Annotated in this window: 9 protein-coding genes; 6 read left to right on the forward strand and 3 right to left on the reverse strand. The window is 47.4% G+C overall.

Annotated features, from left to right (window positions below):
* The gene (locus B5M13_RS08625) at window positions 1–3,498 is read left to right on the forward strand and encodes a PVC-type heme-binding CxxCH protein (RefSeq protein WP_245859871.1); all 3,498 of its coding nucleotides are present in this window, start codon (window positions 1–3) and stop codon (window positions 3,496–3,498) included.
* A 61-nt stretch (window positions 3,499–3,559) separates the two neighbouring features.
* Here B5M13_RS08625 and B5M13_RS08630 read toward each other — a convergent pair whose 3' ends face one another.
* A complete protein-coding gene (locus B5M13_RS08630; protein WP_080055295.1) occupies window positions 3,560–4,531 on the reverse strand; it encodes a methylenetetrahydrofolate reductase in 972 nt (323 codons plus the stop codon).
* Window positions 4,532–5,112: 581 nt separating this feature from the next.
* On the opposite strand from B5M13_RS08630, the gene B5M13_RS08635 reads away from it, so the two are divergent.
* The 4 genes from B5M13_RS08635 (at window position 5,113) to B5M13_RS08650 (ending at window position 9,100) form a co-directional block, all read left to right on the forward strand.
* Window positions 5,113–6,330, forward strand: coding sequence for a hypothetical protein (locus tag B5M13_RS08635; protein WP_080055296.1), 1,218 nt, complete (start codon window positions 5,113–5,115; stop codon window positions 6,328–6,330).
* Window positions 6,331–6,442: 112 nt separating this feature from the next.
* The gene (locus B5M13_RS08640) at window positions 6,443–7,396 is read left to right on the forward strand and encodes a hypothetical protein (RefSeq protein WP_080055297.1); all 954 of its coding nucleotides are present in this window, start codon (window positions 6,443–6,445) and stop codon (window positions 7,394–7,396) included.
* A 45-nt stretch (window positions 7,397–7,441) separates the two neighbouring features.
* Window positions 7,442–8,773 carry a S8 family peptidase gene (locus B5M13_RS08645; RefSeq protein ID WP_080055298.1) on the forward strand — a complete coding sequence of 444 codons (1,332 nt, stop codon included), beginning with the start codon at window positions 7,442–7,444 and terminating at the stop codon, window positions 8,771–8,773.
* 54 nt (window positions 8,774–8,827) lie between these two features.
* Complete coding sequence (locus tag B5M13_RS08650) at window positions 8,828–9,100, forward strand: hypothetical protein (protein ID WP_080055299.1); 273 nt, start codon at window positions 8,828–8,830, stop codon at window positions 9,098–9,100.
* Window positions 9,101–9,342: 242 nt separating this feature from the next.
* On the opposite strand, the gene B5M13_RS08655 is transcribed toward B5M13_RS08650, so the two are convergent.
* On the reverse strand, window positions 9,343–9,999 hold the full coding sequence (locus tag B5M13_RS08655) for a response regulator (RefSeq protein ID WP_080055300.1): 657 nt from the start codon (window positions 9,997–9,999) through the stop codon (window positions 9,343–9,345).
* Between the two features lie 401 nt (window positions 10,000–10,400).
* On the opposite strand from B5M13_RS08655, the gene B5M13_RS08660 reads away from it, so the two are divergent.
* Window positions 10,401–11,867: an amidase gene (locus B5M13_RS08660; RefSeq protein ID WP_080055301.1), complete on the forward strand. Its 1,467-nt coding sequence runs from the start codon at window positions 10,401–10,403 to the stop codon at window positions 11,865–11,867.
* A gap of 193 nt (window positions 11,868–12,060) precedes the next feature.
* Here B5M13_RS08660 and B5M13_RS08665 read toward each other — a convergent pair whose 3' ends face one another.
* Window positions 12,061–15,555 (reverse strand): GMC family oxidoreductase N-terminal domain-containing protein, encoded by a 3,495-nt coding sequence (locus B5M13_RS08665; protein ID WP_080055302.1) that lies wholly within the window; start codon window positions 15,553–15,555, stop codon window positions 12,061–12,063.
* Window positions 15,556–15,636 lie beyond the last annotated feature (81 nt).

Below are 15,636 nucleotides of genomic sequence, written 5' to 3' on the forward strand. Positions count from 1 at the left end.
ATGAGGCCGCGCAACCGTTTTATACATCTCTTTCCGTTACTCCGTAAAAGTCTGCTCGTTCCGTTGCTGGTGCTGACAACGGCCCTGGTCAATCAGGATAAAGCGCCTGATGTACCAGACCCCGACGTGCAAAAAGAACTTGAATCGTTTAAATTGGCCGATGGCTTCGAGGTAACCTTGTTTGCCGCCGAACCTTTAGTAGCCAAGCCGATTCAGATGAACTGGGATGCCCAGGGGCGTCTATGGGTAGTGAGCAGTACGGCCTATCCGCACCTGAAAACGGGTGAGCAGGCCAACGATAAGATTTTTGTGCTCGAAGATACCAATGGGGATGGCAAGGCCGATAAATCGACGATTTTTGCCGAAGGGCTGCTTACCCCAACGGGTATTCTTCCGGGCGATGGTGGCGTGTACGTGGCCAATTCGACCGAAATTCTGCATTTTTCGGATACCGATGGTGATGGCAAAGCGGATAAAAAACGGCGCATACTGAGCGGGTTTGGTACTGCCGATACCCACCACCTGATTCATACATTCCGTTGGGGGCCAGAAGGGAGCCTGTACTTCAACCAGTCCATCTACATCTATAGCCACGTCGAAACGCCATCGGGAATAAAACGACTCGAAGGCGGTGGCGTGTGGCGATTGCGTCCTGAGCATTTGGACCTCGATATTTATGCCAAAGGACTGGTGAATCCCTGGGGGTTACAGTTTACCCGCTGGGGAACAACGTTTATGACCGATGGGGCTGGTTTCGAAGGGATCAACTACGCTTTCCCAGGGGCAACCTTCCTGACGGCCCCCGGTGCTGAACGGATTCTGCGGGGTCTTAATCCCGGTCAGCCCAAACACTCGGGGCTGGATGTTATTTCGGGCCGACATCTTCCCGATGATTGGCAGGGGACATTGATTACCAACGACTTTCGGGCTAACCGGATCAATCGGTTTAAATTGGAAGAGCAGGGAAGTGGCTTTGCGTCGAAACAATTGGCCGACTTGCTATGGACGGACCACGTCGCGTTTCGCCCGGTCGATATTTCGGTGGGACCCGATGGCGCTATCTATGTTGCCGACTGGTATAACCCGATCATTCAGCATGGGGAAGTCGATTTCCACGATCCCCGTCGCGACCAGCAACACGGACGTATCTGGCGAATTGTGGCCAGAAATCGCCCCTTGGTCAAACGGCCTGAACTGGAAAAAGCGACGGTTGCCGAATTGCTCGACGCGCTTCGCCAACCTGAAGACTGGACACGCTTGCAGGCTAAGCAAGTGCTCAAACGGCACGGTGCCAAAGACGTAATTCCCGTTCTGGAGCAATGGATAACCAAACTGGACCCGAAAGCAGCCGACTACGAACACCTGCTGCTGGAAGCGCTGTGGACATACCAGACCCTCGATACCGTAAACGAACCTTTACTGCTGAAGTTGTTGAACGCCAGTGATCACAACGCTCGGGCTGCCGCGTTACGGGCCTTTCAGTTGTGGCATGGAAAAATAAAGGATGAACCTGCTTTGCTGGCTAAGGCGGTACAGGATGCCCACCCACGGGTACGGCTGGAGGCTGTTGTTGCCTTACGGAATCTCCAGTCGGCCGAAGCGGCTCGTGCGGCACTCATGGCCCTTGATCTGCCAATGGATGAGTTCCTGGATTTTGCGCTCTGGCAAACCGTTCGTGAGCTTGAACCGCAGTGGGCCAATCGGCTGAAAGCTCAACCAACCTTCCTAGGCGATGCACGCAAAACCGTTTTTGCATTGAAGTCAGTGAGTAATTCGGAGGCTATTGCCCAGTTGACCCAGCTTTACCGGCAGGGGCAGGTACCCGATGAGTACCAGAAGGACGTACTGGCTTCGATTGCCAAGTGGGGCAAGCCGGACGACCTGAATACGTTGTTCGATATGGCCGTGCAGGGCAATGCCCAACGTGACAAGCAAACCGTAGCCCGCTTAACCACACTAGCCGATGCCGCCCGTCAGCGAAAAGTAAAACCAACGACTGACCTGGGCCGTATCGCCGGGTTTATCAGTAATGATGACGAAGAGGTAGCCACTGCTGCTATTCGATTAATCGGACTGTGGCAGATGGATGAGTTGAGCAACCGATTGGTTAGTATCGTTCCCAAAGGGACCAAATCCATTCAGAAAGCAGCTTTAGGGGCCTTAGCGACCATCGGGAGCGATCAATCGAAAAAAATGCTGATTGGTCTCAGCGGCCCAGGTAACACACCCGTCCTGCGATTGCTGGCTACGGCCCAGTTGGTATCGGTGGATGCTCCTGAAGCGGCTCGAATCGGTACAGGGTTACTAAGGACCATACCACCAGAAACGGACGCTGCCGATCTGTTTCTGGCGTTTTTTGCCACGAAGGCGGGGCTTCAGGCGCTGGCTGACGCCCTCACGGCCCAAAAAATCCCTGAGTCATTTGCCAAATCGGGTAGACAATTGATGGCTCGTAATCTACCCTTTAACCGGCAGCGGTCGGATGAGGTGAATCGATTGCAGAAAGCCCTGGAGGCATCTGGTGGTACGCTGCCCGTGGAACGAATGCCGCAGCAGTTGAGTAATCCCGAAATCACGGCTTTGGCCCAAACCGTCAGCCAGTCGGCAGACCCCGCGCTGGGCGAACAAGTCTTCCGAAAGAGTGAACTGCTCTGCCAGAACTGCCATGCTATTGGTGGTGCCGGTGGGCGGATCGGCCCGGATTTGAGCAGTTTGGGTACTAGCTCGCCGGTTGAAACTATCATTCGTTCGGTTTTGTACCCGTCATTGTCGATCAAAGAAGGCTACGAACTTCAGCGGATTGTCAAAGAAGATGGCTCTGAAATGATGGCCTATCTAGTCAGCAACGGGCTATCGGAAGTCGTCGTACGGGATGTTGGCGGTCAGGATTTTGCGATTCCGAAAAGCCAGATCAGTACAATTGAAAAAACACCCGGTACCCTGATGCCCTCTGGCCTGACGGCCGGTCTGGACAAGCAGGAGTTTATCAACCTGATTGGATTCCTGTCTAAACTGGGAGGTTCAGGTAGGTTCCGTGTGCCCACTACTCAGTTTGTCCGGCGATGGAGTATGGTTTCGGCCAATAAAGAACTGGCTCGCAAGCTGGCTACCGAGGGAACGGCTTATGCCGCAAAAGATGCTGGGAAACTACTGGCCATGCCCATTTACAGCACCGTATCAGGAGCGCTACCCATCAATGAATTGCCGATTGTGGAAGTGGGGCCAGGTAAACGATACAGTTTCGTTCGGTTCGATCTGGAAGTGGTTAGCAAAGGCAACGTCGATCTTGGTTTTACATCAACGATTGGTGTAACGGGATGGGTTGGCCCGAAAGCCCTGAAAATGACCGCTCAAGGTACGGTCATCGATCTGCCTCAGGGTATTCAGACCATTACGTTAGCCATCGACCGTACGCAGTTTACGGCTGCACAATTGGGTATTCAATTGCAGGAGGCTCCACAATCACCCGCACAAGTCCGGCTCGTTATGGGGCGATAGCCTGTCATATAAATGTCTGGTCAACAGAAAGCCCGGCTTTTACAGGCTTTCTGTTGACCAGCTATTCGTTTATGGCCGTAGTAACCTGCGAATCTATCGACGATTTTCTGACCCCTTTTGCCTTTAGCATCTGACCGATACCGTTTGCTATATCAATAGAGGCTTCAATCTCCGCTTTGCGAATGGCTACACTTTCGATATTGAAGCCAAAGGGGATGGCGCGTTCCATACAGAACGTGGTGAGTGCAGAAGCAATATCGAGGCATATTCTTACCGATTTTTCGAGAATATCGTCCGACGTTTTCAGATCTTCCTTCAGTTCATCTGGTACATGAATGCCCAGCCATTCCATAAACTGGAGAGTTTTGGCCGACCCGCAGGCGGTAATCGTAAAAATGATCGTCGGAGGTTTTATGTTTTGTCGGTTACAACTAAGCGCCAGATCTTCGATAACCTGCCTCGCATACTCGAGATTGAAAATGCATTGTGAGATAAAGTAAGACACCCCGCAGTTCATCTTGTCCAGCATTCGAACATCTTCATCGTTCAGCACATTATGCCGTTCCGGGATGGTTACAGCACCGATTACAGAAGTGTCCTGATACTTGCTCCAGATCGTGTAGGCTTCCTGCAGGCTCGTTTTTACGGGGAAATCTGGTGCCGGTACGCCGACAAAAACTGGATAGAAATTGTGTGTATGTAGCCCTTCCAGCCATTCGGACAGCTCTGAGGCCGAAAATTTTCCCGCAGGGCGGTAGATTATTTTCGGGACGGGTAAAGAATCCAAATACGTAGACGCAAACGCAAACGGATCAAGCGCATTTATAAACGGAAACGGCCTTTCTTCTTTTGTTCGGGCCGATTCATCCTGAACGTCATATACGACCAGCGCATCAATGTCTAGGGTTGCCAGTCGCTCCATTGTTTTTTGAGCAATCTCGGCAACGCGTTCGGGAAGCGTACCGACTTTGGGTGGCGTGATACCATATAATAACACGCCTGATTCTGCAGATTTGATTTTTTCTAGAAACATGATGGCACTTGAACTATGTATCCAGGCGGCTTTCCACTAACGTGAGGTCACTGATGTTTGAACAGACGAACCCGTTCTGGATAGCGCGTACGGCATTTGTATGAGTGATCATACACCTGCGCAAAATTCTACACATCAGCAAAGATGGTGTCTTGATATCCATTGGGCAAATAGGAGGTCATAAATTTCAACAGAAGATTCAGTCGTTTGCCAGCAATAGTGATTGATGTTTATGGCATCCATTGATCATCGCTTGGTGGCTTACATCTCGATTAGAATAGAGTTGCCAGATGGAAGGGCTTCAATTTGCTTGCCTTTCGGCCTGAAAAAACGTAGGGCGTTAGCGTATCATTCCCGCGATTTTAATGATGGGGTTTTTCTCGGTTTTATACGCTAAAAGGAGTAGTTAATAAAATACACCTTTTGGGCGATTTTATGTGCATTGGTAGTGGTGAACTTTGTTGCGTAAATGGGATGAAAAAGTCGGTAGTTCATTTATTGTAAATGGGCTTGCTACGCCTGGAATTTCATTGACGTGCAGAAATTGATAGAAACAAACAATCTGTTAATATAAAATCGCCATGAACTCAATCAGACTTATAATACTCACTGCTTTTCTACTAAGCAGAGCATTATTTTTACAGGCGCAGAGTAACACTGCCAGCACAACGGTAGATACATCCGCCCTTAGAAAAAATATATTTAAGGATAACTCGAAAATATATAATTTGGTGAAGGATATGGTAAGCGGAAACCGAGATGTAGGTGCTCTGGTTAAGCCTTTTTCTGATACCTCTAATACATGGGGTGTTAATTTAACTAACAAGGCTATTGTCGTAGTTAAGCACGCCTTTAAATATGAGCTTAATGAAGAAAATTTTAAGGGGGAAAATACAGATAGAACTGAGATAATTGTCTTACATAAGGATAAAAGTTACATAGATAATACTAATAATTGGAGTGATTATCTGTTAAATACTAAGGATGTTTTGCTGGTTTTTATAGGTGGTGTAAATGATTTACAAAATAGTACTATTGAAATAATAAAGAAGAAATCATTTTTCAGTACCAGCCTTGCCGATTTAATAACATTATCCCAGGCTGTTTTAAGTCCTTCGCTTGCAATGGATGCGTCGTCGGCATCTACCAAACTTCCAGTAACGTTTGTTTTGTTAAATCCTGAGAAGCTGAACTCGCCCTGTAACATCAATATTACGTATGACGAGAAGAAAGAGCCACTAAAAGTGGACATTCACGAGAGAAACTTTTTTGCTTTCCATGTAGGCGTTTCCGGGCAGCAGTTAAATAAAAATCAGGTGAAATTGCAAAATCAGCAACTGACTGTAGCACTTGATAGCACTCAGAAAAAAGAGTGGACCAGCAATCTGGTTGTTATGCTTACATTTTACCCATTTGGTGGTAGGGATATTGATCGATTTGAGCCCGTGTATAAACAGAACTTGAAAGGTAAAACAGCCGGATATGTTTTGTATAAATACACGGCTGAGCGAATCGGTATTTTCGGTGGTGCCAAATTGTCAATAGATCCTATTCAGAATTTGTACCTGGGTGCCAGTTACGCCTTCTCGAAAAATTTTAATTTTAATTTTGGCTGGACTTGGGCTAATACATTAACCCCGTCGGTCACAAGTGTAGGCAATATTAATTCAATAAGCGATGCTATTAAATATGCCGATCGAAAATATGAGCGACAAACATTTATCGGCGTTTCGTTTTCTCCTGGTGTCATTACTGATATTCTTGGTTTGAAAAAAGAAAAAGAAAGTACTAAAAAGTAGTTGCTTTTTTCTGAAGGTATGATAGGTGATATCGTAATTAAACTATATCATTCCAGCGTTAACGGTTTTTGTGAACGGACAGTACCATAGTCTGTAAATAAACCTCTTTTTTATGTTGTTTTTTGTTGCTTTACTTGCCTTTGCCGGGTCAATTGGTGGATTAATTGGCTACCTGGTTTTCGTTAAAGGGTTGCGTCTTCCGCCGGACGCCAATTCGGGTGGAGCGAGTTTTAGTGTTGATGCACCCAGCAGTATATGGGAGCGCCTGTATGCATTCATACGCAATCACTGGGAATTATTTGCTTATCTGCTCCTGGGTATTTCGGGAGCACTTCTTGTACCGCTCATCAATATTTGGGTGGGAGGGGGCCTGAAGGGGATTGAGGAATTGGCTTCACAGCTTTTACCGACCGATAAAGCAGGTACTGCGAACGAGTTGACTACCTGGCAAAAACTCATTGTTTTCGACTATGGACTTGTGTTTGGCTATGCCGCTAACCGACTCTTTGGGGGGCTAACGAATGCTTTACTGGCCCGGATAGGAAATACATCGCAAACACCTGATTCCCCAGGCGCACCAGCCGTAAGGGCCGACTTCGCATTGGAATCTACAAACCTGACGCTTGGGCAGAAAGTGCCCGATCGGGCCGAAAAAGACTCACTGGCCTCTGGTCCCTTCAACAAAGCAATCCTGCGGGGAACACCCGAGTTTGCTACGTTGGTCGAGAATAAGAATGAGAAGGTTGTGTTCAAAAACGAGGAAGGTGATGGTTCAGACCGAATGATGACCCCTGTTCTCAAAACGCACGTTGATCGGCTGGCCGATTTAGTACGATCGGAATGGGGAGCTGGTGTGAGCCTTCGTGTTACGGAAGCCTGGGACGACACGGGCGAACATTCCAGTAGCCACAGCCTCCATTATGAAGGGCGGGCTGTAGACCTTACCACTAGTGATTTAGATAAATCAAAATTGGGTCGATTGGGTCGGTTGGCGGTGGACGCTGGCTTTAACTGGGTTTATTACGAAAATCTACTCCATATCCATGCTTCCGTAACTAAAGCATAGAACAGTAAAAAGACCATTTATTTTCTAACGTATTCTGCTAAAACGATGATCCTAAATGCCCCTCAGGTAGATCCGCAGCCTCGTAGCGTACTGGTCGAGCTTAAAGCTCCCCAGACGCTTGGATTTGGCATGGCCAGCGAAAATTCGACAACTATATTGAGCGATTTAGGGATTAGGCCTGATCCTACGTTTGCTCCCGTACCTGTTAAGCCTACTACTGAACAGCGTCTGGAAATGCTTGTTCAGAATGAAGATAATCAGCACCTGATCGTTCGAACCGATTACCTGAATGCCGAGCAGCAGGCAATAGCGCTGAGTCATCCCGATGTGGTTGCCATATGGTCCGATGCCGTGGTTGAGCCGTTTGCCTGTCCCATACCGCCCTGCGATTGCTCGGCCAGTGTTGCCAAAGGATCGTTGAGCGATGTAGCCGATTTTCTGGGTGTCAGTACCTTATGGGCTAAAGGATTCCGTGGGGCCAATATGGTCGTTGGCGTTGTTGATGGAGGAATTACAGCCAAAGGCCGAACGACCGTGACAGTCGAAAACCCAGCCAACCTTATCGACAACGTAATTGGAGGATGGACTCCCGATTGGGGCACCACTGGCAAAGGTTGGAATTTTCATGGCAATATGTGTGCAACTGACGTACTTGGAATGGCACCCGACTGTCGTCTGTATGACCTGCGGATAGCCAGTCCCACTGTTCCCGGAATGTTGTCCAATGCGATCAGTGCTTACCGATGGGCCATAAATCAGCATATGGCTACGGGTACCCCCCATGTGCTGACCAATAGTTGGGGAATGTATCAGCCGGGCTGGGCTCCTGATTATGTCAATGACCCTGCCCATCCTTTTTCGCGTATTGTTGTAGAAGCCATTAATGAGGGAATCATTGTGCTGTTTGCGGCTGGAAACTGCGGCAGTACCTGTCCTGACAACCGATGTGGAGCCAGCACGGGGCCTGGTGCCAGCATTTGGGGGGCTAATGGCCATCCAAGAGTGATGACGGTTGGGGCCGTCAATAAAAACGGACAGTTTGTGGGCTATAGTAGCCAGGGTCCGGCATCTCTTGATCCGCACAAGCCTGACTTTTGCAGTGTTACGCATTTTAAAGGCTATTTTACCTCTGATAGTGGTACATCAGCAGCTACACCAATTGCAGCGGGTGTTGCAGCCCTGTTGAAGCAGGCCTTTCCGACATTGACACACGATGGTATAAAACAGGCACTCATCACAACGGCACACGATATTGGGCCGGCTGGCTGGGATCAGCATTCGGGGGCTGGTATCATATCGGCTATTGACGCATATACTTCGCTCACTGCTTCTCCCGTTCTTGCAATGGCTGATGTAGCAATGGTGAACGCTTTCTAGGGCGCTTTGCTCGTCGGGTTATCCGCTTCTGGATACATATAGACATAGCAGCCAATGATACTTACCCTAACGAAAAAATCGGCTACGACTGGCGATATCCAGGTAGCGCATAAAGAATTCGATTTAACCTCCGAAGAAGTAAGGAAAGTAATGGGCCAGGTAAGAGAGACGAATGCGGGCGATTTCAGTCCGTTTGCCACAATTTACATAGACCCCGATCAGTATATACTTGAAGCGGATGGGGAGTCAGTAGAATTCAAGCCCCAGCTCTGGCCTGTGTCTCAGAGTGAGATTATACATGAGCTAATGCAGAATTTGCGAACCTGAAAGTTGTATTTCGGTCTGGTACGATTATAAGTTTTTATGAGCCTTACTCTGATAGAGACTATGTCAGTGTAAGGCTCATAAGCTTGAAAGGTTCGCTGCTTTCCAGCAGGTTCAGCACAGGTTTTAGGATACCGTCTCTTTGTGGATGGTAACAGGTAATCAAATCCTAAAACGATGACAGTTCGCTTGGTTGCAACTAGGTGAGCAGCTTGATCAGAAGGCGGCAGTTTAGATCTGGACAATTATTTCGGTGCTCTATTCAGCAGGTTATTGTCTACAGCGTATTTAACCAGCGCAGCTGTGTTTGTGCAGTTAAGTTTACTGAGCATATTGGAACGGTGCGTTTTAACGGTCAACGGGCTCAGAAATAGCTTTTTAGCGATCTGTTCATTGGTTAGCCCGTCCACAATCAGCTTCAGTACATCTCGCTCCCGTTGAGTAAGTGTCTCGACGTAGGAAAGCGTTGGGGGCTTACGATTGGCCAGTCCATGAAACAGAACAGGCGTTAGCTCAGGGCTTACATAAATTTCGCCATGTCCAACAGCTTCCAGAGCTTTTACCAACTCGGCCTTGCCCACATTTTTAATCAGGTAACCATCGGCACCGGCACGAAGCATGGCTCTTACGGTGCCATAATCATTGTCCATACTAACGGCCAGTATCCGTACGCCAGGAAACTGTTTTTTGATCCGTTTGGTGGTCTCAATGCCATTCAGGGCGGGCATTTGTACATCCAGCAGGACGCAATCAACAGGGGTTTGGGCTAGTATAACCAGCACTTCTTCGCCAGTACCTGCTTCTCCAATAACTTCACAGCCATCAATGCGGTCAAGCAGGCTATGCAAACCGTCTAAAAATAGTTGGTGATCGTCGGCAATGAGTATACGTGTGGGCAGCATAAGTCACCAGAAGGAATTAAAATTAAAAATACGAAAAAGCTTCAGATAATTTCGCAAAGAGCGTCTGCCAATCACCATAAGCCTGTTCTCTTTCTGAAAAGGTTTAGGTACTGACAAATTTCCATCGCCATTTTTCACAAAACATCATCCGAAAGGTGTAATTCGTAAACTACTCCCAAATGAGTAACTGGTACAAAACGCCCATGAAGCAGTTGCTCATAACATTTGTCCAAAAGATAAGGATCATCCTGTTTCGCGAACGACTAAAAACAGGTATTTTACCGGAAAAGTAAAAATATATCTATGTTGTTCATTTACAGGTTCATTCAAGTGTCTGCATAGGGGTACTTTCTACTAATGACTTTATACCACAACCTATAACCTGCTCTCGCCCAAATCCTATGAGTCAGTACATTTATCAGTCGGCTACAGAATTAGCAGCTATGATTCGTGAAGGAAAAGCGTCAAGTGTAGCCATCGTACAAGCGCATTTAGATCAGATCAAAAAACATAACCATACTATAAATGCACTCATTTCTATTTTTGAAGAAGAAGCTCTACAGGAAGCCTTTCAGTGTGATCTGGAAGCCCAAGAAGGTCGATTCAGAGGGCCGCTGCATGGCGTTCCTGTCACTATAAAAGAGATGTTTTGGATTAAGGGCAAAAGCAGCAATCTGAACTCCAGAATACTTAAGTTTTTTGTTGCTCCGGCCGATGCCGTGATTGTTGACCGAATAAAAAAGAGTGGTGCTATTATTCTTGGGCAAACCAATGTGCCGAGGTATATACTCGACTATCAGGTAAATGGTGATATCTATCCGGAAGGTAAGAATCCGTACAATACTGAGTATACGCCCGGCGGAAGTACAGGTGGAGGGGCTGCGGCTTTAGCGTCGGGCTTTACTCCTTTGGAATTAGGAGGTGACTTTGGTGGTTCAGCGCGTGTGCCTTCTAATTTCTGCGGATTGTATGGTTTAAAACCTACCGACAAAACCGTTCCATTATTTGGGAATTGGCCACTGCCCAAAAACGCGAAGTCGTTTATTATTCATATGTTTCAGGGGAGCCCACTAGCCCGAACCGTTGATGATCTTGAGTTGCTCTGGAAAGTAATTGTTGGCCCTCACGAGAGCGATCGTACTATTCCAGATATAAGCTGGAAACCATCAGTCAAACAATCACTTCGTGAATACCGGATTGCCTGGGCCGACGGATGGCCTGGGCATGAAGCCAGTGCGCAAATACAAAAGGCGGTGCAATCCGTGGCCGATACCTTAGTGAGCCAGGGAGCGAAGGTTGAAAAGAAGATTCCCGATGAAACGCTGTATAATGAATCGCTTTCAACCTTCGCGGGCTTATTTCCTTATGTAATTGCCCAGTATATGCCCTGGATTCTCAGGCAGTTATTTAAATGGTCATTGCTCCTGGGCATTCTGAAAGGGGTAAAAAAAGAGTCGCCTGAGTTGGTAAAGGCAATGAAAAAAGCCTTCAGGATGAAAGCGCGCCATTATGGAGAGATGCTGTTTCAAAAAAGCCAGATCACAGAACGGTGGGAACACTTTTTCGAAGCATACGATTTCCTGATTTGTCCCGTTGCCTATGGGCCTGCTTATAAGCGCTGTAAGCTGGGAAGCCGAATTACGTATGATGGCAAAGAAATGATTTATAACAATTATGTTTGGCCTTATGTGGCTGGTTTTAGTGCTACAGGTCATCCCTGCCTGACAATTCCCTTAGGATTGGGAAAAGAGGGGTTGCCAATTGGGGTGCAGGTTGTTGGTAAATACTGGAGTGAACCTGAGTTGATTCAGTTTGGCAAACTAATCAGCCCGCTTACGAAAGGTTTTGTTAAGCCCGAAGGCTATTAATACTATCCGGTGTATGTAATTCCAGTTACGGTAATAAGTATAATGCATCTTTAGAACCAATTGAATAATAATTGTCTGGCTCTAACCCATATTTAGGTAATTATGGGTTAGAGCCAGACAATCGACCGTTTAAACTGGAATAATCACTTAATAGCCGACCGATGAATTAGTAGTACGCTGAGCTTTTTATGCCTTATACCGTAAGTACATGTTTGGAAGCCAGCGAACTCATGGCCATAATTGTCCACTGCGGATTAAGATTCATACTGGTTGGAAATACAGACGCATCGGCCACAAAAACATTGGAGAAACCCTCCACACGGAACGTTTCATCGACAACACGTTTGGCCCGAATAGCCGCCGAAGCAGTTTGGCCAGCCATCAGATTTCCGCCCTGTGGGTGTGCCGTATTCAGCATTATTTTGCCGGCCGACATTAAGTCGTATCCCTGAATAAGGCGGCTAAACGTGGCTACGTTCTCACCATTAACATCGAACATAAGCCCAGGCTGGAGCGGAACAACAACCTGTTTGGCGCCAGCACCCTGGCCAATTTTGAGTAAAGTTGTCAAAGCGTACCGAATATTATCCTGATCCTTACAGCCCAATTCCCAGGAAAATCCTTTACCGTTGAGTAAATCGGCTTTACTTAGAATCTTCCCGTTCGATTCGGACCCTACCAGAACCCCAAAATTTAACAGATACGTATAGTCATCCATTAAAGCCTGATAGCGACCAAAATAGAACGGAAGCGATAGACCGAAGGTACTGGGTGGGTTAAAGTAGGTTTCAAAAACCATCTGATCGTTGGCACTGATGGCTCCCATCGTAATCTGTTCGCCATCAAAAGCCTGGATGGGTTCGTCGAATTTAAAAGCTACGGGCAACGCAAAATTGCAGCTCATTCCCAGCCCTACCGAACCTTTTACTTCGCTCTGTGTCAGAAAATGGCTGCTGGCAATTGTTCCGGCTGCTACCACAACCGCTTTGTTTACCATTACCTCGTGCAAGCGGCCGGATGCCGTTTGTAGCACAACACTGGTAGCCCGACCCTGTTTACTCATAAACCGAACGGCGGTTGTATTGGAGGCTACCGATACTCCTCTGGCTTCGGCCCAGGGAATATACGTTTCCAGCATCGAGCGCTTTCGTAGGTATTTGTTTCCCAGATTCCATAGTCCGTCACCCGCAACATTAGCCCCGTTTATGTTGGCTAGGGTAGGGTATTGTAACTGCTCATTCGGGGGGGCTGTTCTATTATAGGCACTAACTCCTTTTCTGAATCGGTGAGCTACTTTTGTATTGACGCCATTGCTTCCGATCCTGGTAATGCCTAGTTCTCGGGCAATTTGCTGATATTCATGATCCAGGCTGTCAAGGGGTATTCCGTATTCCTTTTTCCAAACTGTTTTTACCCGCGCTGGTAATTTATAACAAACGGCATTATTAATAACGCTTCCCCCGCCTACACACTCGGCCTGCAAAATAGACATGTCGGCACGCTTCGTCTGTTGAAGGCCTCCTTCTTTATACACCTTAGCCATCATCTCGATTTCCCGGTCGTTAAAATCCTGAAGGGGCGAATAACGATTCCCCCGGTCAATCATCAGAATGCGTGCAGTTGGATTTGCCCGGATGAGCCGATATGCCATTACTGAACCTGCTGGTCCCGATCCGATGATAATATAATCTACCTCCGTAGGCAGAGGGTCTTCATGAACGGGCGTCGACAAGCGGGCCGCTGGTTTTGGAGGAATTGGCTTCTTCGAAAGAGGCTGATAGTTAAGCGGGTCGTTGGGATGTTTGGGTAAGGGCGCAATCCGCGCAAATGGTGGTGGGCCTGTTGGTACTTCCGGTTGCAGCCGATCTCTGGCGCCCGGTGCTATGTAACCGATCCGATTATGCTTTTTCAGATTGGAATAGGCCGCAAACATTACCATCGAATGAGCGGCTATGCTAAGTTGCGTGGTCAGGTCAGCATAAGCAGGGATTAGTGAACGCTGCCGTTCGGAAGCTGGTCGAATGAGGTAATGGCGTAGGTAATAAAGTTGTTCATCGTTCGACATCGTTGAGAAAGGGGGCCTGAACGCCCACGTAACACTCAGTACATTTTCGATGAGCCAGAATGGGAAATTGAGTAATCCCCGCTTACGCCCCCGAATTGTACCGGCATACCGATCAATTGCCTGCAAGATGTCACCACTGTCTTCTGGCCCTTCAGGAAAAAGTGCCTGATGAATGGCCAGTACATTCTGAGCACTAGAAGGCCGAAACGAAGTAATGGTGTATTCTATTTCATAAAAAAGCTTTCGAAAGGCGAGTAGCATAATAAACAGAAACAGAACCAGGATCAGGCTAAACGTAAACCAGGATTGTATATCAATGATCTGGCCCGTTTCTGTTTCGATGGCCACATTGGCCACCGTGAGCCAGATCAACGCGCCTGCAATCCTGATAAAATATCCCCTTAACAACGTCCCAATCAGATAGTAGCTAAGACGCTCGTTTTTTACCATTAGAAAACATAAGACAATAATGGCCGTATACATCGTAACGGCATTTCCCAGGGTCGGGTCGGGGCCATGAAAAATGGCTCTCAGAGGTGTGTTTGGGTATCCATGAAAGCGTAGATAAAATGCTACTCCGATCATCAGCAAGGCCAGGATGCCAATGCCCCAGAATGCCCAGTTCAATAATGTAGCTGGTATTGAGAGCAGCCGTTGCGCTTTCGTATTGGCTCTGATCTTATCAAACGTCTGTTTATTGATTGCCTTACCCGAGCTGATTAATATCCAGATAAAAGCGATAACCATTACTAAATCCGTAATGCCCGATAGTAGCAGAAAATCATGATCAGGCCCCGTAGAGGTACCGAGCACGTAGAACAGGAACGAGCAGAATACCGACACAGCATGGCCAATACAAAGTACGAGTGTAGTATAAAAACGCAGTCTCTTGTTGTAAGCGCCTATGAACGCCATTCGGATCATCAATGAGATCTTCGCCATCGTACAGAGGGCCAGAAACGGATTTCGATAGGTGGTAGCAAAAAGGTCGCCAATTCCCGGAAATTTAAATAACGAAGGGGCAAATGCCCCGACGAGTAACAAGCCCAGATAGGCTAAATACCCAATACCTAATAAGCGCAGAATCCAGAAACCGGCATCTCTTTTGGGTTTGTCTACCCGCTCATAACTCCATTCTTCGGGCATTGTAGCTGGAGAGGGGGGCGTAACTGGATTGATTATCGACACGATAAGGCGTGCCAGCCACAGACAAACAGGCCCAATCAGAAAAGCGTCAATGGATATAGTAATGAAAAATTGCAGCGGTAATAACTTAATGGTGCTGATTGGTGCTGCTGAAACAGTCAGCGGATTATTGATATTATGAACATTGGAGTATAAAGACAGCACATATAAGGGCAAAAAAACGAGCAGGTATTGAATGATGGAACTGGCCTTACGCAGCATAAGTACCATTGGTGCCAAGATGCATGTACAGAGACCCACAATGACACTCAGCAACCAGGGAGTCGGCGAGATTGGAAATCGGTTGGTGATCCAATAAAGCAACAGCGAGATCATTGCGGCTGTAACACTTATGATGATGATCAATCTGGTAGGCCGGGAAACATAATCGAGCGGATCTGAGGCCGTATACCCCGTTGCGGTAAAAAGTGGTGCCATGCAATTGAAGATAGGAATAGGTTGGAACAGGTTTGATAGACATTGATCGCGTATACTGAGTTTCTGGCTGGGTTGAACCCG

It is taken from the genome of Spirosoma aerolatum (assembly GCF_002056795.1).
Lineage (GTDB): Bacteria > Bacteroidota > Bacteroidia > Cytophagales > Spirosomataceae > Spirosoma > Spirosoma aerolatum.

Coding starts and splice junctions, on each gene's coding strand:
- B5M13_RS08665 (WP_080055302.1), bottom strand. CDS start 15,555: ATGGCACCACTTTTTACCGCAACGGGGTATACGGCCTCAGATCCGCTC.
- B5M13_RS08645 (WP_080055298.1), top strand. CDS start 7,442: ATGATCCTAAATGCCCCTCAGGTAGATCCGCAGCCTCGTAGCGTACTG.
- B5M13_RS08650 (WP_080055299.1), top strand. CDS start 8,828: ATGATACTTACCCTAACGAAAAAATCGGCTACGACTGGCGATATCCAG.
- B5M13_RS08625 (WP_245859871.1), top strand. CDS start 1: ATGAGGCCGCGCAACCGTTTTATACATCTCTTTCCGTTACTCCGTAAA.
- B5M13_RS08630 (WP_080055295.1), bottom strand. CDS start 4,531: ATGTTTCTAGAAAAAATCAAATCTGCAGAATCAGGCGTGTTATTATAT.
- B5M13_RS08655 (WP_080055300.1), bottom strand. CDS start 9,999: ATGCTGCCCACACGTATACTCATTGCCGACGATCACCAACTATTTTTA.
- B5M13_RS08640 (WP_080055297.1), top strand. CDS start 6,443: ATGTTGTTTTTTGTTGCTTTACTTGCCTTTGCCGGGTCAATTGGTGGA.
- B5M13_RS08660 (WP_080055301.1), top strand. CDS start 10,401: ATGAGTCAGTACATTTATCAGTCGGCTACAGAATTAGCAGCTATGATT.
- B5M13_RS08635 (WP_080055296.1), top strand. CDS start 5,113: ATGAACTCAATCAGACTTATAATACTCACTGCTTTTCTACTAAGCAGA.